This window comes from Halobacillus sp. B23F22_1, assembly GCF_043497005.1.
Lineage (GTDB): Bacteria > Bacillota > Bacilli > Bacillales > Halobacillaceae > Halobacillus_A.
In genome coordinates this window covers 17,638-40,223 of the sequence record NZ_JBIEKE010000002.1, presented here as the reverse complement: position 1 = coordinate 40,223, position 22,586 = coordinate 17,638, and the positions used below count along the sequence as shown (strand labels likewise).

Genomic DNA, 22,586 nt, shown 5'->3' with positions numbered 1-22,586 from the left:
CGAGCAGTCTGCCTGCTCGTTTTTTATTTCCTCTTGACTTTAACTAAAAGAATCTTATATAATAGCCTTTGTGTAAAATAAATGGCAGCCTATGTGAAACCGGCGACTGTTTTCATTTTATTCCTCTTAACGTGAGGTGCATCGTGTAACTCTCTGCTGCTGGAGCGATGGTGCATGAAAATAAAATGTGCAGCGTTATCAGGAACACACTGTTTTTATTTTATGCAAAATAAAATAAAAGGAGGAAATACCTATGGCACGTTATACAGGTCCTACCTGGAAAAAATCACGTCGTTATGGCATTTCTTTAAGCGGAACTGGTAAGGAGCTTGACAAGCGTCCTTACGCTCCTGGACAACATGGTCCAAATCAACGTAAAAAACTATCTGAATTCGGACTTCAACTTCAAGAGAAGCAGAAGCTTCGTTTTATGTATGGATTGACTGAACGTCAATTCCGTCGTCTTTTCGAAGAAGCAGGCAATATGAAAGGGATCCACGGTGAGAACTTCATGATTCTTCTTGAATCTCGTCTGGATAACTTAGTTTACCGTTTAGGTTTAGCTCGTACGCGCCCACAAGCTCGTCAGCTAGTAAACCACGGTCACGTAACTGTAGATGGCGGACGTGTAGACATCCCATCTTACCGTGTGAAGCCTGGTCAGGTTATTGGTCTTCGTGAGAAATCTCAAAGCTTAGACATCGTTCAGGAAGCAGTTGAAGTTAATAACTTCGTACCTGAATACCTTACTTTTGATGATGAAAAGCGTGAAGGTTCCTACTCTCGTTACCCTGAGCGTTCTGAACTTCCTGCTGAAATCAACGAAGCTCTTATCGTTGAATTCTACTCTCGTTAATAAAAAAATGTTATTAAACCCCTCAAAGGTTCTTTGCCTGCGAGGGGTTTTTTCATGAGATCAAACAGCTGTAAAAGCTGATCCCATGTTTATTGTGAGTTTTGTTGGAAACCGCCAGCCATTTTAGCCGCATTCTGTACTACACTAGTCAGCTGATTTGATTGACCTGTCATCATACTATACGTTGCTGCACCTATTCCTACAGATGCTACAAGCGGCAACCATTGAATATTATTTTTCATTTGAATATCCTCCTCACACTTTTTTGCCGGAGCCTTTATATTGTCACACGTATCTAAATAAATATAATTGTTAATCGTTGCCAAGCGGTATTTAACCATTCTCTTCGTATAAGCATAAAAAAGCCGAATGTAACGTTACATTCGGCTTTTCATTTTCTGATTATGATGAGAAGCGTATAAGGAAATATTTCTTCTTACCGCGACGAATAATGGTAAAGCGATCCTCTATACGGTCTTCTTTTGTAATGGAATGATTTAAATCTTGGTTTCGCTCACCATTGATATAAACTGCTCCATTCTTAATATCTTCACGAGCCTGGCGCTTAGAAGAAGCTATACCAGCCTCGACTAGCAGTTCAATAAGAGCTGCATCCTTTGTGTCTGTGTCAAAAGCAGGAACATCTTTGAAGCCTTGTTCTATCTCATCCCCCGTTAGTTGCTTAATATCCCCACTAAATAAAGCTGCTGAAATTTTTTCAGCTTGTGTTAATGCTTCTTCATCATGAACGAGCTTAGTCATTTCTTCAGCTAAACGTTTCTGTGCTACTCTCTTCTCAGGCTGACTTTCTACTTCTTTCTTAAGTTCATCTATCTCTTCATGACCCAAGAATGTAAAGTAATTAAGGAATTTAATCACGTCCCGGTCATCTGCATTAATCCAAAATTGGTAAAATTCATAAGGTGAGGTTTTATCTCGGTCCAGCCAAATCGCGCCTCCTGCAGTTTTACCGAATTTTGAGCCGTCCGCTTTTGTAATTAAAGGCATAGTCAGTCCGTAAGCTTCTACCTCTTTTTCTCCAGCCGCAGAACGTCGAATAAGTTCTAAGCCTGCCGTAATATTTCCCCATTGATCACTTCCACCAATTTGAAGCGTGCAATTCTCCTTCTCATTTAACTTCTGAAAATCCAGCGACTGAAGAATCATGTAACTAAATTCAGTGAAGCTAATTCCACTTTCAATGCGTGACTCAACAGAGTCTTTAGCCAGCATGTAATTGACTCCAAAATGTTTCCCGGTATCCCGGAGAAAGTCAATAATTGTCATTTCAGACAGCCATTCGTAATTGTTACGAGCAACAGCTGCATTTTCACCTTGATCAAAGTTCAGAATCTTTGCTAATTGACCTTTTAGCTTTTCACTGTATTGATGAACAACTTCGGCAGAGTTAAGTTGACGTTCCGTTGAACGGCCGCTAGGATCACCGATCATCCCTGTCCCTCCACCTACAAGTGCAATAGGGCGATGTCCTGCCTGTTGAAACCTTTTCAGCAATAAAACGGGTAATAAATGTCCAATATGCAAGCTGTCCCCTGTTGGATCAAATCCACAGTAAAGAGTGACTTGATTCTTTGTTAAATGCTTCCTCAACCCTTCTTCATCGGTTATTTGATTGACTAACCCTCTTTTTTCTAAATCCTGTAAAAAATCCATTTTTCTAAGCACTCCTTCATTTTTTCATACAAAAAAGACCTCTCCCTAAAAAGGGACGAGGTCTTGTCGCGGTACCACCCTGATTGCATAGATAAACCTATGCCGCTCAAATTGATAACGGTATAACACCGTCTTCTGATTCATACCAGAAGAATGCTCCTGACCGTACTTCAATAACTAATATGTGCCAACTTTCACCAGCCGTCAGCTCTCTGAAACAGGGAATAGTTACCTACTGCAATCATTCATCGCTCTATCTTAAACTGTATTTTATTATTAGCACAATCCTTTTCAAAAAGCAACAGATTTTATATCGAATCATGTCCGTAAGCCATGGGGTATGTTATAATATAATGTGGAATTTAGGAGGTTTTGCAATGACAAACAACCCAAAAAATGGTCGAAATAAAGTCGATTGGAAGGCACTATGGCAAAGTGGCAAAATCCAAAAGAACAGTAGAATCAGTTATGAAGTAGCCTGGAATGTGATCTTATTTTTTATCATTATAGGTATTATCGGATTATTTTTTGCCGGAGGAGTCGGAGCAGGGTATTTTGCTTCTCTTGTCAAAGATGAACCAACAAGAAGTCAGGCTGACATGGCTGAAGAGATTTACAACTACGAAGAAACTTCTGAAGTGTATTTCGCCAATGAAGAGCTGCTCGGGGATGTGCAAACAGACCTTTACCGAGATGAAGTAGCACTTAGTGATGTTAGTGAAAATTTAACGAATGCTGTGATTGCTACTGAAGACGAATATTTTAATACACATGATGGGGTCGTGCCTAAAGCCGTTCTTCGAGCGATTGTACAAGAAGCAACCAACTCTTCGGTAAAAACCGGAGGCAGTACACTCACTCAGCAAATTGTTAAAAACCAAATCTTAACAAACGAAGTATCTTTTGAGCGTAAAGCAAAAGAAATACTTATAGCCATGCGAGTAGAAAAGTTTTTTGAAAAAGACGATATTTTGGAAGCCTACTTAAATATCGTACCGTTTGGCCGAAACGCAAACGGAGATAACATAGCAGGTGCTCAAACAGCAGCTGAAGGAATATTCGGAATTAATCCTGACGAGCTAACTATACCTCAAGCAGCTTTTATTGCAGGTCTCCCACAAAACCCTTTTAGCTATACTCCGTTTTTAAACAATGGTGAAATTAAATCTGAAGAAGAACTTCAAGCTGGCTTAAATCGTATGGAAGATGTATTAAGTCGGATGCATGATGCAGACTACATTACGGATGAAGAATATGAAGAAGCTCTAGAGTTTGATTTAATAGATAGTTTAGCTGAACCCAAGAGTAAATCTAGAGACGAATATCCTTACCTTACAGACGAAGTTCAAAGAAGAGCTAAAGACATAATGATTAAACAACTTGCAGAGGAAAACGGAGATTCTATGGAAGATCTTGCTGAAGATGAAGAGTTAAATAGTGAATACGAAGCCTTAGCTGAACGTCAACTAAGTTCAGGCGGGTACAAGATTCATACAACTGTAGATAAAGAAGTATATGATGTGATGCAGGAAGTTAAAGACAATTACAATAATTATGGAGCCGACCGCACTGTCTCGGTTCAAAATGAAGAAGGTGAATTTGTCGATACTCAAATTCCCGTACAAGTAGGTAGCACACTAATCGAAAACTCCACTGGGAAAATTATTGGTTTTATTGGAGGACGTGACTTTCATCAACAAGAGTTAAATCATGCTACTCAAGCAAAACGATCTCCTGGTAGTACGATGAAACCATTAGTAGGTTACGGTCCAGGTATTGATATAGGAGAAATACATCCTGGCTCTGTTTTTGCTAATGTCCCTTATGAATATCCTGGTGGAGGGGATATTAAAAACTACGGAGGTGGTTATGGAGGATTCACATCTGCCCGCCAAGCATTAACCGAATCCTCTAACATTCCAGCAGTTCAGGCTTATATGCGAATAATTGATGAAAATCCTGCCGAGAAATATTTAGATAAAATGGGGATTACCTCACTAAACAACGACCAGTACACCAACCCATCGTTAGTCTTAGGTTCAGCAGAAATTACTGTTGAAGAAAACACGAACGCTTATGCGACTTTTGGTAACAACGGTAAGTTTGTTGACGCTTATATAATCGAAAGAATTGAAACAAAAGAAGGAGAAACTTTTTATGAACACGAAACAGAAGAAGAGGAAGTTTTCAGCCCTCAAGCAACCTATTTGACGCTTGACATGATGCGGGATGTCCTGGATTCTGGTACAGCATCCTCTGTTCCAGGACGCTTATCTAACCCTGGTGTAGATTGGGCCGGTAAAACCGGTACTTCACAAGAGTATAAAGATGCGTGGTTTGTTGCCACGAACCCTAACGTTACTATGAGTTCATGGATGGGTTATGACTTCCAGGAGCAGTTAAGCCGTAATGGGTATAGCCGAAGAAATACAGACTTATGGGCTCAAATAGTAAATGCCGTATCAGAAGTAAGACCTGATCTTATGATTCCTGAGGGTGATTTCGAACAACCCGATGGAATAGTTACACGTTCGTATTGTGAAACTTCCGGACTGTTAGCCTCCGATTTATGTGAATCAGTAGGGCTGTCTAAGAGTGATATGTACATTTCTAAGTTTGCTCCTTCTGAAGAAGATGACAGTTTGATGGATGGGGACTTTGTCGAAATAAAAGGAGATATATATCCTGCAGGCAACAATACGCCAAGTGAGTTTATTATTGATGAAGGTGGCGGCGTAGTTATAAAGCCTGACTTTCTTGAGGAGAATGACTATGATTCTTCTGAAACTCTAGAACATTTAATACCGGATTCAGGCGCGTGGGACAATGTAGCTCTCCCATCTGGAGAGGGTTCAAATGCATCAAGTGATGAAGTAGAAAATGATGGAGAAAGCCCAGCGGCTCCTGGATCAGTATCAGCTAATTCATCGACCATCAGTTGGTCCCACTCTTCCAGTGATGATGTTGTGGGTTATCGAGTATATCGCGCATCCTCACCAAATGGCTCGTTCTCACGAATTGGAAGCACGAGAGGTACGAGTTATGACTTTTCTGGAGATGATGGGATCTATGCAGTCCGTGCTGTAGATTACTTTGGAGAATCATCCAGTCTCTCCTCTTCTACTAAAGTGGGTAACCCAGGAGAGTCAGAACAAAATGATTCTGACCAAGATAATTCTAATGAAAACAGTACTAGCGGAGACAATTCCAGCAGTGGTGATGATTCCGACGGTGATGACTCTGGTGGTGATGACTCCGGTGGTGATGACTCCGGCAGTGATGACTCCGGTGGTGATGACTCCGGCAGTGATGACTCCGGTGGTGATGACTCCGGTGGTGATGACTCCGGTGGTGACGATTCCGGTGGTGATGATTCCGGTGGTGATGACTCCGGTGGTGATGACTCCGGCGGTGATGATTCCGGCGGTGATGATTCCGGCGGTGATGATTCCGGCGGTGATGATTCCGGCGGTGATGAATAAAAAATTTCATGAAGATTAATAACTTTTAGTTGAGATAAAAAATAAACTCCAGCCCTTTATATAAGGCTGGAGTTTTCTATTGTTAGATAATTTAAAATCGTTCGTATTCATGTATAATGAAAACTATGAAGCTCTCATCTTCCAAATAGGTGGTGACACTATGGAACATAAAAAAAACTTTAATGAAAGAACATTTGAAACAGATTATGGATTTATGACTATTCAGGGTCCTTTATCAGCAGACCAGCTATCCGAGTATACTTTTCATGAAGATCTAAATGCTTTTCGCCCTCCTGCTAAACAATTCGAAGCTTTAAAAAGTATTGCAGAATTTGAAGAAGGCAGAATTATAGTAGCTACTCATGAACAGATGATAGTAGGGTATGTTACCTATCTCCACCCTGATCCTATGGAAAGATGGTCTGAAGGTAATATGGATAATTTGATCGAGCTGGGTGCGATTGAAGTTGTCCCCGAATTCCGTGGATTCCGTGTAGGTTCTAGGATTTTAGAATTATCTATGCTGGACCCATTCATGGAAAATTACATTATTATCTCTACAGAGTACTATTGGCACTGGGATTTAAAAGGAACAAAATTAAGTATTTGGGATTATCGTCGCGTTATGGAAAAAATGATGGGTGCAGGCGGACTAACCCCTTCCCCAACTGATGATCCCGAAATTATTTCTCACCCTGCCAATTGTTTAATGGTACGAATAGGTGAAAATGTCCCTCGATCATCCATTGAGCAGTTTGACGAACTTAGATTTTTAACGAGAAATCAATACCGGAAAGTGAAGGGGGAATAATAATGCTAGTAGAAGAAGTGATGAAGACAGACGTAATTACATTAACTCCTTCAGACTCCATTGAAACGGCTTTAAAATTATTAAACCAGCATCATATTCGGCATATCCCTATTGTTGATTATAACCACTGTGTCATTGGTATCGTCTCGGATCGAGATGTAAGGGATGCAAGCCCCTCAATATTAGATGAGATCTCTGAAGGTGGCCAGTTGAAAAAACCAATTGAAACGATTATGACTAGTCCCGTTATTACTGTACATCCTCTTGATTTTGTAGAAGAAGTAACGTCTATCTTTTATGAACATGAAATAGCATGTGTTCCTGTAACTAAAAATGAAGAGCTCGTCGGCATCATAACTGAAAAAGATATGCTGCATACTTTAATTCAACTCACCGGGACTCATGTACAAAGCTCTCAAATTGAGATTAAAGTCCTCAATAAACCTGGTATGCTTCCTCAAGTAATGCAAGTATTCGGAAAACGTAAAGTGAATATCAGCTCTGTTCTTATCTACCCTTATAAGCCAGACGCTCAATATAAAATTATCGTCATTCGCATTCAGACCATGAACCCTTTACCTACCATTGAAGATCTTAAAGAGGACGGATATGAAGTCCTCTGGCCAAAGATGCCGGGGATGACCCCATGAATTGTTCCTCTAAATTTGTATTCGCAGATGACTTCATAAACTATAAGTTTCGTGATGATCATCCGTTTAACCAACTAAGAGTGTTGATGACGAAAGATTTGCTTGAGAAAGAGAAAGTTTTGAGTAAAGAACAATTACTAGAGCCGAGAATAGCTACAGAGGATGAGCTTAAACTTTTTCACAGTTCGAAATATGTAGATGCTGTAAAAAGAGCCAGCCGTAATGGATTAACGGAAGATGAAGGGTTAGAGTATGGGATAGGGACAGAAGATACTCCTATGTTTAAAGGAATGCACGAAGCTTCTTCTTTGCTAGTGGGAAGCACACTTAGTGCTATTGATTCGGTTATTAAAGGTCATTCCGACCACGCCTTAAATTTAGGCGGCGGATTGCATCATGGTTTTGAACGAAAAGCCTCTGGATTTTGCATCTATAATGATGGTGCTGTAGGTATAAAGTATATTCGAGAACATACTGACTTCAAGGTTCTCTACGTGGACACAGATGCTCACCATGGGGATGGGGTTCAGTGGGCATTTTACGATGACCCTAACGTTTGTACCTTTTCCATTCATGAAACTGGCCGATATTTATTTCCAGGCACGGGGAACGTAAATGAAAGAGGTCTCAAAAAAGGCTATGGTTATTCTTTTAATTTACCTATTGATGCCTTTACAGAAGATGAATCTTTTTTAGAACTATATGAATACGCTTTCAGGGAGATTGTTGAATATTTTCAACCAGACATTATCATTACTCAAAACGGGGCTGATGCTCATTTCTTGGATCCGTTAACCCACCTATGTTCAACGATGAAAATATATGAGCAAATTCCAGCTATTGCTCATGAATTAGCTCATGAATTTTGTGAAGGCAGATGGGTAGCATTAGGGGGCGGAGGCTACGACATCTGGCGAGTGGTTCCTCGAGCATGGGCTCAAGTATGGAAAGTGATGGCTACGGGACAACCGTTCTCCGGGAAGCTGCCTGCAGAATGGGTAACAGAGTGGCAAAAACAATCGCCAGTAGAGCTACCTGGTGAATGGCAAGATCCTGAGCAGGCTTATAAAGAGATCCCTAGAAAACAAGAGATCACTGAAAAAAATAAAAAGATCTTGAACAGTTGTATGCAATTTATTCATAATCAAAAAAAGTTTGACTCTTCTCGTTAATACATTCAAAAAAGACTCCCTCTCCGGGAGTCTTTTTTGTCATTTACGAGGAATAATCAGGGTCTAAAATAACGATCTCTACTCGTCGGTTTTTTCTATAATTCTCTTCGTTGTCATTAGAAGCAACAGGGCGAGTATCAGCATAGGCAGCAGCTGAAATTCTTTCCCCGTTTAATTGATCAGTATTTGTAGTTAGAAACCGAATAACACTTCCCGCCCGAGCTCCAGATAATTCCCAGTTGGACGGGTACTGAATCGTAGAAATTGGCCGATTATCAGTATGGCCTTCTACTTTTACATGATTAGGTATGTTTTCTAACAGTTGTCCTACTTTTGTTAAGAATGGTTCGCCCGACGGTAAAATATCCGCTTCCCCTGTTTCAAACAACAATTGCTCCTGCAAAACTAAAACCACACCTCGGTCAGTTCGAGTAGCAGAGATAATATCCTGTAAATCATTGCTCTCAAGGAACTCATCAACTTCTTCAACGAGTTCATCTAAGTCGGAATTTCCCATTTCTTCATCGCCAGCTGCTTCTTCTTTCTCTCTATCTGCAGCCTCAACAGGTTCGTCAAATTCGTTACTCTCTTCGCCCTTTTCTTCAATCTTTGATTGCTGCGTTGGGTTCTCATTTTCAATTGGTGAAGGGTAGAAATCAAAGATCATCTGATTTCTAAACGATTCGGCTACTGCATCAAATTTCACTAAGTTAATTTGTGACATGGAAAAAAGTAAGATAAAAAACACAAGAATCAGAGTAATCATATCCGCGTAAGTAGTCATCCATTTTGGAGAGCCTTTCGAACTGCGCCGATGTCTCCTTTTAAGCTTCATTGGCTGCTTCCTTTACTTGTTCCTCTTCATCTATAAGATCCTCTGGGACAAGTCTATCCTCTTCTGATAGAAAAGCACTCAACTTCTCTTCTAAAAGCTTTGGGTTCTGACCGGATTGAACACCAATTACCCCTTCAATAATAACTTGCTTAGCAAAAATCTCTTCATCCGTTTTGTTCGCTAGTTTGCCTGCCATTGGAAGAAACACCAGGTTAGCAAGCAGTGTTCCATATAAAGTTGTAAGAAGAGCCACAGCCATTTTAGGCCCAAGGGTTTCGGGATCTGTTAAAGATTGCAGCATAAGAACGAGACCGATGAGCGTCCCAATCATCCCCCATGCGGGTGCAAATTCCCCTGCCTTTTCAATAATCGTACGACCTTTATAATGACGTTCTTCTAAAGCAGTAATCTCAGCACTTAAAATGTCATTGATGACTTCAGGTTCAATACCATCCACCGCTAGCAGGATTCCTTTTTTTATATAAGGATCCTCAACTTCCTCAAGCTCAGCTTCAAGAGCTAGTAAACCTTCTCGTCGAGCTCTCTCAGATAATCGTACAAACAATTGGATTAATTCCTTGATATTCATATCACTTTTTTTAAAAGCTTCTCTAACTACTCTGAACGTTAGCTTGACTTCATTTACGTTAAAGTTTACTAAAAGTGCAGCTATTAACCCGCCTAGTACAATCACAATGGACGATACTTGAATAAAAGAAGTAACGCCATCTAATCCAGCATTGGTCAATATCCCGAACATCACCATAATAAATCCAAGAGTAATCCCTATTGGAGTTAAGAAATCTCTTTTACTCATTCAACTCTCTCCCCGATTCACAAATACCATTACAGTATTTATATCGGCACTAATTGTTACGAGTTGAGTTTCTTTCAATAATTCGGTGTGGTAAAGTTACATTTTGTTCTTCTACTTCTTCTTTATTCATAAACTTCGTTAGCAGTCTCATCGCTACAGCCCCAATATCATACATAGGCTGAACAACTGTTGATAAAGTTGGACGGACCATTGTAGCTAAACGAGTGTTATCAAACCCAAACACTTCAATATCCTCAGGAACATTTAATCCGTTATCCTGCGCCCCGTGGATTACACCTAATGCCATTTCATCAGAAGCTACGAAAACGGCTTGCGGCTTATCTTGCAAGCTCCAAAGCTGATCAAAGGCTTCCAGCCCTGAATCATAGGAATAGTCTCCTGTGGTAATAAGCGCTTCTTCTACATCTATCCCCTGATCACGTAAAGCTTTTTTATATCCTTCAAGTTTTTGAGTGTTAATTTCTGTATTTTCAGGACCAGATACAAAGCCTACCCGTTTATGACCGTGGGAAAGGAGCAGTTCTGTTGTTTCATAAGCAGCATGCTCATAATTAATATTAACAGAAGGTGTTTCTCCAGACTCATCAATCGTTGCTGCTAACGCAACAGGAACCGATGCATTTTTAAATTCACGGGTATGATCATCAGTTATTTTCCCACCCATAAACACAAGACCGTCTACTTGTTTGCCCAGCATCGCATTGATCAGGTGCAACTCTTTATCTTTGTTTTGGTCCGAGTTACTTAAAATAATATTATAGTTATACATGGTTGCAATATCTTCAATTCCTCTTGCCAATTCCGCAAAAAAGATGCTGGAAATATCGGGAATGATGACACCCACCGTAGTTGTTTTTTTACTAGCCAGTCCTCTGGCAACTGCGTTTGGACGGTATCCTAAGCGTTCTATAGCTTCGTGGACTTTTTTTCTTGTGGCTGGCTTTACGTTCGGATTTCCATTGACTACTCTGGAAACTGTTGCCATTGATACATTTGCTTCTCTTGCTACATCATATATTGTTACATTCATACTTCTTCCTCCTTCGTCAATCGATTGACGACATGTTAATAAAATAATCATACGATAGTTGTACTCGTTCCGCAATCTTCGAGTGAATCTTCTTGTATATGAATACCTTCCCTATTATAACGGATTTTCATACAACAAAAAAATAAGTCAGGCTATTTCACTAGCCTGACTTGATTCATTTATTGTTTTCTCAGCTCTGCCATGAAGTTTTCGAAGGTTGGGATATCCATCTGTTGAGCTGAATCTGAAAGGGCTACTGCTGGATCTGGGTGTACCTCAGCCATTACTCCATCTGCCCCTACAGCTAGTGCTGCTTTAGCTGTTGGAAGAAGCAAGTCTCTTCGTCCAGTAGAATGAGTAACATCTACAAGAACAGGAAGATGTGTTTCTTGTTTCAAAATAGGTACTGCGGAAATATCTAACGTATTTCTCGTTGCTTTTTCATAAGTTCGAATACCGCGTTCACATAAGATAATGTTTTCGTTTCCGCGTGAAATAATATATTCAGCAGCGTTTATAAATTCGGAGATTGTCGCAGAAAGACCGCGTTTTAGAAGCACCGGCTTATTAACAGAGCCGGCTGCTTTCAATAGCTCGAAATTCTGCATGTTACGTGCTCCGATTTGAATTACGTCCAGGTAATCGACTGCTTTCTCAATATCTGCAGGGTTTACAATTTCACTAACCACAGCTAAATCATGTTCATCAGCTGCTTCTTTTAGGATTTTCAGCCCTTCTAGACCTAATCCTTGGAAATCATATGGGGAAGTACGCGGTTTAAACGCTCCTCCGCGCAGCAATTTAATTCCTTGTTTCTTAACAGCTTCAGCAACTTGTGACACTTGTTCATAACTTTCTACCGCACATGGTCCCATAACAAAGTGTGGATTGCCATCACCAATACGGTCGCCCTTAATATCAACAATTGTATCTTCGGGCTTTTTCTTACGAGAAACGAGAAGTGCTTTTCTATGATCATCTTCTTGCAATTCAAGACCCGCCTTAAAAATCTCCTTAAACAAATGTGTGATCGTGGAGTCTTCAAATGGGCCATCATTATTTTCTGTAATTTGATCAAACATTACGCGCTCACGGACAGGATCAAAACGGTTCATACCTTGTTTCTCCTTAATTTGACCAATATCCTTTACCAGTTCACCGCGTTTATTGATTAAATTCAAAAGCTGCAAATTGACCTCTTCAAGCTGACCGCGCAGCTCATCTAATTGTTGGTTACTCATATTGAATCCTCCTAAAATTTTGTTGTACTAATTATTATAATACTTTCATAGATAATTAGGGACAATTATAGCTAATATTAGAGCTGTTGTCACCCTTTATAGAAATATTCGCTAAAATTTCTTTTGAATTTTATAACCCTTTCACCACATCCTGCAAAGCTTCCTCCGTAATGTTGTGATGACTTGCGTGCCATACAGGTTCCTTTTGTTTAAAACAAAGTGCCTGTGGAGACTCATGACGCACTCTATACTCTGTTTGTATGAAGTTACTCAGTTGTCTTGCTTCCTGTACATGCAATAAATAACAAGGTGTGTCTGATTTCTCACTAAACCTTTCGTACTCTCTTTTAGCATTTGAACTTATTGGACACGTTAAGCTGTGTTTCAATAAAAAAAATGTCGCTTGATCTTGTGTTAACTCTTCCCATTCTCTCTCACTGCTTATTAATTTAATCATTCTTCATCCTCCAATTTTATGTATTATAAAAACAGAGGCGAAAAGCCGCCTCTGTTTTTGTTTTTAGATATTAGATGAAGTTGTTGAACTTTGCTGCTTTTCAAGCTCTTGTGCAGCTTCTTCAATGGCTTCTGCAACTTCCTGCGCCGCCTTCTCTGCTTCTTCATCTTCACTGGACTTACTGCCTTTAACCTTGTCTTGAATGTTCTTAGTAGAATCTTTTACTTTAGCTCCAAACTCCTGAGACTTCTCGGAAACATTTTTTGAGAGCTGAGAAGATGACTCTACCGCACGGTCTTTCCATTCACCCGCACGGGCCTTCCATTCGTTTGAGCTCTCGTTAATATTTCCTCTTAGTTCTTTACCTGATTTAGGTGCCATTAGTAGAGCAACTACCGCGCCTACAACACCACCGATAAGTGACCCGAATACAAAGTCTCTTCCGGCAGTACTGTTTTTCTCTTCAGCTTTGTTAAATTGATTGTTTTCTGTAGTCATTGTACATTACCTCCTGTTTAATTTAAGTCCTCTTTCTTTGCTTTCTTCCATAAATTAATAGCAACTTGACCCCACTTAATAGCTTGAGCAGCGGAGTCTGTGTGGTCCTGTGCAGAATGGCTTAAACCTCGAGATATGGAACGTATAGAATGATTAAACTCCTGTACTGAATCTCCTATCCCTTTTACCCCGTCCACGAGAGTATTTAACTTTTGGGACTTCTCCCCGACATCTTCAGCTAATTTATTTGTTTTGTTTAGTAAAGCTGTCGTTTCTAAGGTCATTCCCTCCATTTGTTTCTCAACCCCCTCGAGGGTATCAGCAACGTTATTCATAGTCCGGCGGACAGCTGTCAGCGTTCTTGCTAGAAAAATAACCAGCACACTAAACGCCACGGCTGCTATTAATGCCGAGATGTACAAGATGATAACCATATCCAAGGTACACTCCTCCACATATGTATTTACCACATTAGTATTTACCCAAAACAGTAAATTATAAACTATTTTGGTTTAATTTTATATTCGCCATATGTTTAAGAAACCCTTTATTTTTATTTTAATTAATTGGAAAAGCGCGTAAAAAGTTTACACGCCTTCCCTTATTAATTTACTTGCTCATATGCACGCTGGAATTTTTGAATATCTCCTGCTCCCATGAATAGAAGAACTCCTTCGCTATGCTCAGCCAGGTGAGCTGTCTCAGAAACATCTAAAATTTGTGCTTCAGGAATTAACTCCTGTAAGTTTTCAATAGTTAATTTACCACTATTTTCACGAGCAGAACCAAATATATCACACAAGTAAACAGCATCAGCTAATTTAAGGCTTTCTGCGAATTCCTTTAAAAACGTCTTCGTTCGAGTAAATGTATGGGGCTGAAATATAGCGACAACTTCTCGCTCAGGATACTTTTTGCGTGCTGAATCAATTGTAGCTGTAATTTCAATCGGATGATGAGCGTAATCATCAACAAGAATTTGGTCGTTCCAATTTTTTTCTGTAAAACGTCTCTTCACACCGTTAAACGTAGCCAGCTTACGAATTTGTTCCACACTCATTTCCTCATAGTGACAGATGGCAATAACACTTAATGCATTTAGCACAGTGTGTGTGCCATATTGAGGAATAGTAAACGTTGCATAGAATGTATTTCTCACAAACACATCAAAAGTAGTTCCATTTTCATCTTCTTGAATGTTTTGTGCTTGAAAGTCATTAGTATCTGCTAAACCGTAGTAAAGAACGGGTACGTTTGCTTGAATATGCTGCAAGTGATCATCGTCTCCACAAGCAATAATTCCTTTTTTCACTTGTTTGGCCATCTGTTGAAAGGCTTGGAAGACATCCTCAATGCTCGTAAAATAATCTGGATGATCAAAGTCAATATTTGTCATTATCGCGTAATCAGGATAATACTCTAGGAAGTGTCTCCGATATTCACATGCCTCAAAAACAAAATATTTACTATCTTCATTTCCTCTACCTGTGCCATCACCAATTAAGTAAGATGTTGGGTAATTCTCTTTTAACACATGAGAAAGCAGTCCAGTAGTTGAAGTTTTCCCGTGAGCCCCAGTTACAGCTATGCTTGTAAATTTGTTTAACCATTCTCCAAGAAACTCATGGTAACGGTAATATGGAAGACCTAATTCCTTAGCTTTAATAATCTCTTCATGATCATCCTTAAAAGCATTTCCTGCAATAACGGTTAACCTGTCTTTTATGTTTTCTTGAGAAAATGGCATTACAGGGATGTTCTTTTCCTCTAAAACTTCTTGGGTGAAAAAGTATTTATCTATATCTGAACCTTGAACTGTTTCTCCAGAATCATGAAGGATTTGTGCCAGAGCACTCATCCCAGTTCCTTTAATACCAACAAAATGGTAAGTCGTCATAAACCAGTACCTCCAAAATAAAGTGGAACACTTTAAGTATTATATGTAACTTTCCTTAGCATGCGATTGAGTACTCGTACATATTCTGAGTATTTTAAGTTAATCAATATCCTATTCTAACACGTTACCTCTTTGATAAAAAGCGCTAAACGACATGAAGCTTACTCCCTTTAAAGATTCCAAAAAGAGCAAGCTTCTAATAATATAGTCTTTAGTTATCTTCAAGAAAAGGAACTCTCTCCAAGCGAGGATTCGGTTTGTAACGCCGTCCTTCCTTAGCTTCATGATCACCGTTCATAATAACGTTATCTCCAGTAAATCCTATTCCAATTTTAAGAAGACTGCCGCCAACCCCGTACATGTCTACGGGTACCTTCATTTCTTCAAAAGCACGAATTCGATCTTCTGTAAATCCTCCGCTCACAACGATCTTTACATGTTGAAATCCTTCTTCATCTAGCGCCCTGCGTAAAGCAAACACTAGTTCAGGGTTTACACCACGGGGATCGAAGGTTCCCATTAAATGTTGATTTCTAAGAAAATACTTATCCACAAGATTACGGGAAGTATCAAGTCGTACACCTTTTAATTCGCTTCTAAATTCTCTAGCAACTTTTAATGAATCGGTAATAACGTCATTGTTATAGTCTACTAATGCCATCAATTCATCCTCAGGAAATTGCTGTTTATAAGCTTTTGTTGCTGTGACTACATCTCCTTTAAACATCTGAATTAAAGCGTGAGGCATTGTGCCCATCCCTTTTTTACCCCACCATTCATTCATGGCATGCGTCGCCTGTGCTGTAGAACCTCCTATAAAAGCAGAGTAACCGTCTCCAGCCTGCTGGGTAAAATGATCATCACGATCGCCCATAAATATAATAGGTTTTTGTTTACCAGAAGTTCTGCCTGCTTTCACGACATCATACACATTTGTTGCGACTGATGTGCGTCTCGCTAAAATTCCATCGATAATCCCCTCTAAATACCCGAAGTATTGGTATGGTCCCGTAATCGTTAGTACGGTTTCATAAGGTTCGATCCGATCTCCATCTTTTAATGAATGAATCTCTAACTTTTCTGGGTGGTCAGAAAAAGTATGAATGAGTGCAATGGCTTCATCTGTTCCACAAAGAACGGCGTGGCCTTTTTGAAAAAATTGCATAGTTACTACGTTGTCATTCAAATGATGTTCAACGATTTCTTTTGTTTTTAGAAAATAAACAGCTGAAAACCATCCTTCAGCCACTCGTTCATCAAACTTAAAGGTTTGATTGGTTAAACGCGAAATTTCACCATTTAGCTTTCTTGCAATTTCTTTTTCCATGACGTAACTCCTTAAACAATAGGTTCATTCACCAGAGTGGTATTCTTAATTTATCATATAGAATTAAGTCTTTTTTAACAAGTCCACAAGCTCAAACCATCATATCTTCTACTTGCTGAGGTGTTAGCAATACATCACGAGGTTTACTGCCTTTAGCTTCTGAAATAATTCCATAATCGGCCATTTGGTCAATGAGTCTCGCCGCCCGATTGTACCCCACTTTAAATCGACGTTGAAGTAATGAAGCACTCGCCCCGTTCTGTTCCATAACAAACTGAACAGCTTGTTCGAAAAGTTCGTCAGTAGATTCTTCATTTGAAACTTGTTTTATTAATTCTTCCTGCTCAAATAAATAATTCGGCGGAGCAACTTTCTTTACATAGTTTGTTACTCGTTCAATTTCATCATCTGAAACAAATGCTCCTTGAATACGAACAGATTGACCTGCACCATTTTCTATAAACAGCATATCACCTTTACCTAATAACTTTTCGGCGCCACCCGTGTCTATAATTGTACGCGAGTCTACTTGAGAAGACACACTAAAGGCTATCCTCGTAGGAATGTTGGCTTTTATCAGCCCTGTGATAACGTCTACGGATGGACGTTGGGTAGCCAGTAGGAGGTGAATTCCACAAGCTCTTGCTTTTTGTGCAATTCGACATATCGCATCCTCTACATCTTGAGGCGATACCATCATTAAATCAGCCAGCTCGTCTATCACGATAACTAAATAAGGTAACTTCTCTGTCTGACGCCCTTGCTGAATCATTTTTTCATTGTAACGTTCTACATCTCTTGCTCCCTCGGCTACAAATTTCTCGTACCGTTCTTCCATTTCCTTAACCGCCCACTTTAATGCGGAAGTAGCTGCTTTAACATCTGTAATAACGGGGGAAACTAAATGCGGAAGCCCGTTATACGGAGCTAACTCTACCATTTTAGGATCAATCAGTAAAAATTTCACATCATCATAATGCGCTTTATAAAGCAGGCTAATGAGAATTGTATTGATACATACACTTTTTCCAGAGCCAGTTGCTCCAGCAATTAGACCATGAGGCATTTTCTTTAAATTGGTTACAACTGAATCTCCGCCAATATCTAACCCTAACCCTACAGATAACGGGGAAGAATCATGGGTAAATGCGTTTGAAGCAAAAATCTCCTGCAAACCAACCATTTCAGGTTTACGATTAGGGACTTCAATACCAACAGCTTGTTTGCCTGGAATTGGTGCTTCGATTCTAATATCACGGGCTGCCAAACTTAACTTAATGTCATCGGCCAAATTAGTAATTTTACTTACTTTTACACCTGGCTCAGGCTGGACTTCAAATCTAGTTACTGCCGGGCCTTTCATGGCATGGACAACTTTTGCCCTTACATGGAATTGACGAAGCGTATTCTCTAACAGTTCCATTTGAGAGCGAATCCATCCATCGTCTTCTGAAGATTTAGGCTTTTTGTCATTTAATAAGTGAAGAGGCGTTGCCTGGGGAAGTGGACGCTCTGAAAAGTATTTATCATTACTCTTCTGTTGCTTACCAGTTCCCTTATTTAGAGTTTTTTTTTGCTGGTCTCTAGAGCGTTTATCTCTAGGGGTCATCACTACATTAAATGGAACACTTTTTCTTTCTGCATTCTTTTCTTTAACCAAAGGTCTGCTTTCCTTTTTTGTTTCGTTATCCTCTTCTTTTGAGTCGGTTTGCTTCTCAATCTGCTTATTTTCTCTACTATTTGATCCGCCTTCTTCCTGCTCATCAGTATGAATTTCCCGCTCTGGCTTCTGAATCAATTCTTCCGATTTATCCGGTATTTCTCTAACTTGAACTAAACTTTGTTCCTCTTTTTCCTCAACCGTATCCGTTTCTTCCCCTTGATCCATTCCGCTGACTGTATCCTGAAACTCACTTTGTTCATTTGCATGAGTTTCTTTCTCTTGATCCATAAAGCTGTCTTCTACATGAAGTGGGCTTTCTATATCATGAAATGTACGCTGCTCTTGCTTTTCCTCATTCGAATGGGTTTCTTCCTCTTGATTCAAATAGCTGTCTATGGAATTAAATGCGTTTTCTTCCCCTTGAAACGTACGCTCCTCCTCTGTTCTCTCAGAAGAAGGCTTTTCTTCCACTTCAGAATCAACACTTGCCGCAGCTTCAGTTTCCCCATCTTCCTTACGTTTTTTCGCGCGTTTACTTGATTCTATTTTTCCTAGAACACGTTGACGTACACTTTGCCAGTGCTCTTCATCATAACGAGATTGTTCCATACGGGCAGTTTTACCAGTTTTATCAACTTGATCCGCTTGCTTTTCATAATTTGTCGCTGGAGTGGAACGAGGATGAAACCCATATACAGGCGAAGGAACGTCAGTAGGTGTAAACGGAATAGAAGAAGTCTCAGGCAACTCCTCTTCCTTCTTGCCTTGATTTTTTTGACCTTCATAACGATACCTTTCCTGTGAATGCTTTGGTTTTAACTGTTCTCTATCTTTACTTTTATTCCTCTCTCTTCTTCGAACCGGTCGTTCACTACTCTGTTCTGTTTGTTCTGAGGATCCCGATTGATCCGGAATAACAGGAAAGCGAAAATTACCCTGCTTTGGATATCGGTAGGTCATCTTTGTATTAGCATTTAATTCTTTATACTCTTTCTCGCTGCCTGGTTGTTTCGAGTTTTTAAAATCACGATTTTGCTCATCATCAAAGAAGCCTTTAAATTTATTTTTAAATTGATTCCACATGATATTCTCACACTTTCCTTTTCTCTCTATATAAGTATAGTTAATTCTTATTTTAACAGGTTTTAAACAAAAATTGGTTTACATTCTATTTAAAATTTTTTTGATAAATAAAAAGAAGCAAAGGGCTTAGTTCTTAAGGGCCCTTTGCTTCTTTCTATTAAAATTCGAATGGTTGGCCAGGTTTTTCTTCACCAGTTAAAACAAGAATCCCTTTCTCTTGGGGAGCGTTCTTTAACCCAAGTTCTTTAGCCGAACATATCATTCCTGCGGATGGTACACCGCGTAGTTCAGTTGATTTTATTGCCATACCGCTTGGCATTACAGCCCCAACTTTTGCCACTACCACGTTTTGACCTTCCTTTACGTTTGGAGCACCGCAGACAATCTGCAGAGTCTCTTTTCCTACATCTACTTGGCAAACACTTAGCTTGTCAGCATTTTCGTGTGAATCCTTCGTTATCACATGACCTACAACAAATTTTGGAGATAAATCAAACTCTAAAGAATCCTCTATATTATTTCTTTTAAATAAATTTTTTAATTGATCGAGGATTTCTTCTGTCATTTGCAGCTTGCCGTGCTCAGCAAAATTAAAATAGTTAGATGCCTGGAATATATTATAACCAAGTAAAGAACCGTCATTTTGATCCGTGATTTTGACAATATCACCAAACTTATCGTAAGTGACAGCAAGTCGTTCCCCCTGTTTCACAGGTATAATTAAAACGTCTCCAATCCCATTAGGATTATAAAAAACATTCATGCTTAATCTTCCTTTCGCTTTTCTTTTGGTTTTTTCTGGGCCAAGATAAATATTGGTTCTAAAGTTTTATCTTCGTATAAGAAGGAGAGAGAAGTAACGGGGACCGTCCCCTCGGCAAAAAATTTCATCGCCATTTGAGCTAAAATGTCATACCCTTCAGAATTCTTTATATCCGCAAAAATAATAACATCTTGATGCGGGATACTAATAGCTAACTCACCTTCAAACTCTGCCTTCATTTTTTCGAGCATCACTTCATTTAATATACGACTTGCATCATAACCGTCACGGGTTGATTGAAAGTAAAAATCATTCCCATATACAGTGTCCTTTTTCATATCTACGGGAAGCGAACGCACGTTAAAGCTCGCTACCTCTTTTAAGCGTTCTTCAGACCAGTTTTCACGTTTCACCATTTCTTTATCAATGAATTGATAAGATTTCCCAAGGTCTAGTGCGTAATAAATACGGGTTTCCGCCGTATGATCCGCGTACACTAGCTTTTTACCACTATCAGTTTCGGTTGGAAAAGATCCCGCACGAATAACCGGGAAAATATTCTTTTCCTTGCCATTTAACGAATGAGTTTCATTCATGATACGCAGCGCTTCTTCAACATGGTCCGCCAACTCTTCTACAGCGGGTTCGCCGCGTCTTTCATATTTAGCGATAACGTTTGGGAGCGTAATGGTAATGCCTTTACCAGAGTCTTTCCATTCAATTCGAAATGTATCTTTATCTCGATTAAAAATGGTTTTCCAGTCTTCTCTTTGAAAACGTTCTTCTAAAATTTTCTTCATTTTTATACTCGTTATTTTCATATCTGATGTTCCTCCTTAGAAATGAAGAGGTTTAATCCGTTGTCTATTTTAGCACAATTTGCTGCAAGAAACGAAAACGATAAACCCAAAAAGAAAACAAGCTGAATAATGTCAGCTTGTTACACATTAAGATTTTTAATGAAATTTTCAATTTCTTCTTTTGTTTTAGCTTCTTTACTGACAAACCTTCCAACTTCTTCACCGTTGTGATAAGCAAGAAAACTTGGAATACCAAACACATCATTTTCTGCACAAATATGTATGTACTGATCTCGATCTACATAAACGAAGGTCCACTCCGAGAATTCATCTTCAATCTCTGGGAGAATAGGCTCGATGGCTCGGCAGTCCGGGCACCAGTCCGCTGAAAATAGTAATATTGCTTTACTGTCATTTATTATTTCATGTAATTGTTCATCAGATTTTAGATTAATCATATCGGCACCTCCGCTTGTTATTTTAGCATAAGTTTATTCATAATCAATTATCATGTCTCCTGGTTTAATCCATCCTTTTCTCCTAAACCATTCAGCAAGAAGTAAACTAATAATGGCAGGCCCTATAAAATGCAATAAAATAATCCCACCAACGACTTCCCATGAGAACCCTAACGATTCAAACGTCATTATTTGGCCAACGAACCCACTCGTTCCCATTCCTGCGCCGGCTGCATTATTTTCAAATTGAAACCAAACAGTAGCAATAGGAGCTAATAACACCCCTGCAATAGTCGGGGGGATGAGTATAATGGGTTTTTTCACAATATTAGCCACTTGGAGCATAGAGGTTCCTATTCCTTGGGCAATTGCTCCTCCTATACCATTGTCACGATAACTAATCGTGGCGAAACCAATCATTTGAGCGGCACATCCTACCGTTGCAGCTCCCGCGGCAATTCCATCTATGGATAACATTAAAGCGATAGCTAAGCTTGAAATAGGAGCGGTAAGTGCGATACCCATTAAACCAGCTACAATTATTCCCATAATGACAGGCTGTTGCATTGTCGCCCAATTAATAACTTGACCGAATCCTGTCATAAATTGATCGATAGGGGGACCTATGAAAGATCCAATTGTAAATCCAATCATTATAGTGACGAATGGGGTTAGAATAATATCTATTCTCGTTTCTTTACTAATTAATTTACCAAACTCTGCTGCGATTAAGGCAGATACATAACTGCCTGCAGGTCCGCCAAATTCTGCACCATAAGCACCACTAAACAGCGCTGCGAAAATAACTAGAGGAGGAGCTTTTAATCCGTAAGCAATGGCTGCTCCAATCGCTCCCCCCCATATCTTAGAATCCATCGCAAAACTTCCCATATCCATAAAAGCAGCTATATTCAATTGTTCACCAATAGTCTGGATGATCAAACCTATGATCAGAGAAGAAAATAACCCTAACGCCATGTAACTTAAAGCTGTTATAAAATAAGCATGAAACGAGATATGTACTCCTTTTTTATTCAAAAATTCATTCACT

At 39.5% G+C, this 22,586-nt stretch carries 21 protein-coding genes and 1 other annotated feature; of the genes, 5 read left to right on the top strand and 16 right to left on the bottom strand.

Annotated elements, in window-relative coordinates; translation table 11 throughout:
• Positions 1 to 253 precede the first annotated feature (253 nt).
• Positions 254 to 856: a 30S ribosomal protein S4 gene (rpsD, locus tag ACGTNH_RS07930; protein ID WP_394586204.1), complete on the top strand. Its 603-nt coding sequence runs from the start codon at positions 254 to 256 to the stop codon at positions 854 to 856.
• Positions 857 to 945: 89 nt separating this feature from the next.
• On the opposite strand, the gene ACGTNH_RS07925 is transcribed toward rpsD, so the two are convergent.
• Both ACGTNH_RS07925 and tyrS read right to left on the bottom strand, forming a co-directional pair.
• Positions 946 to 1,197, bottom strand: coding sequence for a hypothetical protein (locus tag ACGTNH_RS07925; protein ID WP_394586203.1), 252 nt, complete (start codon positions 1,195 to 1,197; stop codon positions 946 to 948).
• Positions 1,198 to 1,258: 61 nt separating this feature from the next.
• Positions 1,259 to 2,530 (bottom strand): tyrosine--tRNA ligase, encoded by a 1,272-nt coding sequence (tyrS, locus tag ACGTNH_RS07920; protein ID WP_394586202.1) that lies wholly within the window; start codon positions 2,528 to 2,530, stop codon positions 1,259 to 1,261.
• A gap of 48 nt (positions 2,531 to 2,578) precedes the next feature.
• Positions 2,579 to 2,788 (bottom strand) — a binding site (T-box leader).
• A gap of 119 nt (positions 2,789 to 2,907) precedes the next feature.
• Here tyrS and ACGTNH_RS07915 point away from each other — a divergent pair.
• The 4 genes from ACGTNH_RS07915 (at position 2,908) to ACGTNH_RS07900 (ending at position 8,645) form a co-directional block, all read left to right on the top strand.
• Entirely contained in the window at positions 2,908 to 6,012 is a 3,105-nt protein-coding gene (locus tag ACGTNH_RS07915; protein WP_394586201.1) for a transglycosylase domain-containing protein, read from the top strand.
• 160 nt (positions 6,013 to 6,172) lie between these two features.
• Entirely contained in the window at positions 6,173 to 6,823 is a 651-nt protein-coding gene (locus ACGTNH_RS07910) for a GNAT family N-acetyltransferase (protein WP_394586200.1), read from the top strand.
• A 2-nt stretch (positions 6,824 to 6,825) separates the two neighbouring features.
• Positions 6,826 to 7,473: an acetoin utilization AcuB family protein gene (locus tag ACGTNH_RS07905; RefSeq protein ID WP_394586199.1), complete on the top strand. Its 648-nt coding sequence runs from the start codon at positions 6,826 to 6,828 to the stop codon at positions 7,471 to 7,473.
• A complete protein-coding gene (locus ACGTNH_RS07900; RefSeq protein ID WP_394586198.1) occupies positions 7,470 to 8,645 on the top strand; it encodes an acetoin utilization protein AcuC in 1,176 nt (391 codons plus the stop codon). The genes ACGTNH_RS07905 and ACGTNH_RS07900 overlap by 4 nt, the downstream gene beginning before the upstream one ends.
• Before the next feature lie 43 nt (positions 8,646 to 8,688).
• Here the strand turns inward: ACGTNH_RS07900 and motS are convergent, their stop codons facing one another.
• The 14 genes from motS to ACGTNH_RS07830 all read right to left on the bottom strand — a co-directional run bounded on the left by motS (position 8,689) and on the right by ACGTNH_RS07830 (position 22,585).
• The gene (gene motS, locus ACGTNH_RS07895; RefSeq protein ID WP_394586197.1) at positions 8,689 to 9,480 is read right to left on the bottom strand and encodes a flagellar motor protein MotS; all 792 of its coding nucleotides are present in this window, start codon (positions 9,478 to 9,480) and stop codon (positions 8,689 to 8,691) included.
• Positions 9,470 to 10,297 (bottom strand): flagellar motor protein MotP, encoded by an 828-nt coding sequence (gene motP / locus ACGTNH_RS07890; protein ID WP_394586196.1) that lies wholly within the window; start codon positions 10,295 to 10,297, stop codon positions 9,470 to 9,472. The genes motS and motP overlap by 11 nt, the downstream gene beginning before the upstream one ends.
• Positions 10,298 to 10,346: 49 nt before the next feature.
• Complete coding sequence (ccpA, locus tag ACGTNH_RS07885) at positions 10,347 to 11,348, bottom strand: catabolite control protein A (protein ID WP_394586195.1); 1,002 nt, start codon at positions 11,346 to 11,348, stop codon at positions 10,347 to 10,349.
• Positions 11,349 to 11,527: 179 nt separating this feature from the next.
• Positions 11,528 to 12,589 (bottom strand): bifunctional 3-deoxy-7-phosphoheptulonate synthase/chorismate mutase, encoded by a 1,062-nt coding sequence (locus tag ACGTNH_RS07880; protein ID WP_394586194.1) that lies wholly within the window; start codon positions 12,587 to 12,589, stop codon positions 11,528 to 11,530.
• Between the two features lie 130 nt (positions 12,590 to 12,719).
• Positions 12,720 to 13,046 (bottom strand): bacillithiol system redox-active protein YtxJ, encoded by a 327-nt coding sequence (gene ytxJ / locus ACGTNH_RS07875; protein WP_394586193.1) that lies wholly within the window; start codon positions 13,044 to 13,046, stop codon positions 12,720 to 12,722.
• Between the two features lie 63 nt (positions 13,047 to 13,109).
• Entirely contained in the window at positions 13,110 to 13,544 is a 435-nt protein-coding gene (locus ACGTNH_RS07870) for a YtxH domain-containing protein (RefSeq protein WP_394586192.1), read from the bottom strand.
• A gap of 17 nt (positions 13,545 to 13,561) precedes the next feature.
• Positions 13,562 to 13,978 carry a DUF948 domain-containing protein gene (locus ACGTNH_RS07865; protein ID WP_394587670.1) on the bottom strand — a complete coding sequence of 139 codons (417 nt, stop codon included), beginning with the start codon at positions 13,976 to 13,978 and terminating at the stop codon, positions 13,562 to 13,564.
• Between the two features lie 170 nt (positions 13,979 to 14,148).
• Complete coding sequence (gene murC / locus ACGTNH_RS07860; protein ID WP_394586191.1) at positions 14,149 to 15,441, bottom strand: UDP-N-acetylmuramate--L-alanine ligase; 1,293 nt, start codon at positions 15,439 to 15,441, stop codon at positions 14,149 to 14,151.
• 211 nt (positions 15,442 to 15,652) lie between these two features.
• Positions 15,653 to 16,768 carry a nicotinate phosphoribosyltransferase gene (locus tag ACGTNH_RS07855; RefSeq protein WP_394586190.1) on the bottom strand — a complete coding sequence of 372 codons (1,116 nt, stop codon included), beginning with the start codon at positions 16,766 to 16,768 and terminating at the stop codon, positions 15,653 to 15,655.
• 91 nt (positions 16,769 to 16,859) lie between these two features.
• Complete coding sequence (locus ACGTNH_RS07850) at positions 16,860 to 19,514, bottom strand: DNA translocase FtsK (RefSeq protein WP_394586189.1); 2,655 nt, start codon at positions 19,512 to 19,514, stop codon at positions 16,860 to 16,862.
• A gap of 157 nt (positions 19,515 to 19,671) precedes the next feature.
• On the bottom strand, positions 19,672 to 20,277 hold the full coding sequence (ytpR, locus tag ACGTNH_RS07845) for a YtpR family tRNA-binding protein (RefSeq protein ID WP_394586188.1): 606 nt from the start codon (positions 20,275 to 20,277) through the stop codon (positions 19,672 to 19,674).
• 2 nt (positions 20,278 to 20,279) lie between these two features.
• Positions 20,280 to 21,098 (bottom strand): DUF1444 domain-containing protein, encoded by an 819-nt coding sequence (locus tag ACGTNH_RS07840; RefSeq protein WP_394586187.1) that lies wholly within the window; start codon positions 21,096 to 21,098, stop codon positions 20,280 to 20,282.
• Positions 21,099 to 21,217: 119 nt separating this feature from the next.
• Positions 21,218 to 21,535 carry a thioredoxin family protein gene (locus ACGTNH_RS07835; RefSeq protein WP_394586186.1) on the bottom strand — a complete coding sequence of 106 codons (318 nt, stop codon included), beginning with the start codon at positions 21,533 to 21,535 and terminating at the stop codon, positions 21,218 to 21,220.
• 33 nt (positions 21,536 to 21,568) lie between these two features.
• Complete coding sequence (locus tag ACGTNH_RS07830; protein ID WP_394586185.1) at positions 21,569 to 22,585, bottom strand: PTS sugar transporter subunit IIC; 1,017 nt, start codon at positions 22,583 to 22,585, stop codon at positions 21,569 to 21,571.
• Position 22,586 lies beyond the last annotated feature (1 nt).

Coding starts and splice junctions, on each gene's coding strand:
- ACGTNH_RS07855 (WP_394586190.1), bottom strand. CDS start 16,768: ATGGAAAAAGAAATTGCAAGAAAGCTAAATGGTGAAATTTCGCGTTTA.
- motS (WP_394586197.1), bottom strand. CDS start 9,480: ATGAAGCTTAAAAGGAGACATCGGCGCAGTTCGAAAGGCTCTCCAAAA.
- ccpA (WP_394586195.1), bottom strand. CDS start 11,348: ATGAATGTAACAATATATGATGTAGCAAGAGAAGCAAATGTATCAATG.
- ACGTNH_RS07905 (WP_394586199.1), top strand. CDS start 6,826: ATGCTAGTAGAAGAAGTGATGAAGACAGACGTAATTACATTAACTCCT.
- ACGTNH_RS07835 (WP_394586186.1), bottom strand. CDS start 21,535: ATGATTAATCTAAAATCTGATGAACAATTACATGAAATAATAAATGAC.
- rpsD (WP_394586204.1), top strand. CDS start 254: ATGGCACGTTATACAGGTCCTACCTGGAAAAAATCACGTCGTTATGGC.
- ACGTNH_RS07910 (WP_394586200.1), top strand. CDS start 6,173: ATGGAACATAAAAAAAACTTTAATGAAAGAACATTTGAAACAGATTAT.
- ACGTNH_RS07915 (WP_394586201.1), top strand. CDS start 2,908: ATGACAAACAACCCAAAAAATGGTCGAAATAAAGTCGATTGGAAGGCA.
- motP (WP_394586196.1), bottom strand. CDS start 10,297: ATGAGTAAAAGAGATTTCTTAACTCCAATAGGGATTACTCTTGGATTT.
- ACGTNH_RS07840 (WP_394586187.1), bottom strand. CDS start 21,098: ATGAAAATAACGAGTATAAAAATGAAGAAAATTTTAGAAGAACGTTTT.
- ACGTNH_RS07850 (WP_394586189.1), bottom strand. CDS start 19,514: ATGTGGAATCAATTTAAAAATAAATTTAAAGGCTTCTTTGATGATGAG.
- ytpR (WP_394586188.1), bottom strand. CDS start 20,277: ATGAATGTTTTTTATAATCCTAATGGGATTGGAGACGTTTTAATTATA.
- ACGTNH_RS07865 (WP_394587670.1), bottom strand. CDS start 13,978: ATGGTTATCATCTTGTACATCTCGGCATTAATAGCAGCCGTGGCGTTT.
- ACGTNH_RS07880 (WP_394586194.1), bottom strand. CDS start 12,589: ATGAGTAACCAACAATTAGATGAGCTGCGCGGTCAGCTTGAAGAGGTC.
- ytxJ (WP_394586193.1), bottom strand. CDS start 13,046: ATGATTAAATTAATAAGCAGTGAGAGAGAATGGGAAGAGTTAACACAA.
- ACGTNH_RS07870 (WP_394586192.1), bottom strand. CDS start 13,544: ATGACTACAGAAAACAATCAATTTAACAAAGCTGAAGAGAAAAACAGT.
- murC (WP_394586191.1), bottom strand. CDS start 15,441: ATGACGACTTACCATTTTGTTGGTATTAAAGGAACTGGGATGAGTGCT.
- tyrS (WP_394586202.1), bottom strand. CDS start 2,530: ATGGATTTTTTACAGGATTTAGAAAAAAGAGGGTTAGTCAATCAAATA.
- ACGTNH_RS07925 (WP_394586203.1), bottom strand. CDS start 1,197: ATGGTTAAATACCGCTTGGCAACGATTAACAATTATATTTATTTAGAT.
- ACGTNH_RS07900 (WP_394586198.1), top strand. CDS start 7,470: ATGAATTGTTCCTCTAAATTTGTATTCGCAGATGACTTCATAAACTAT.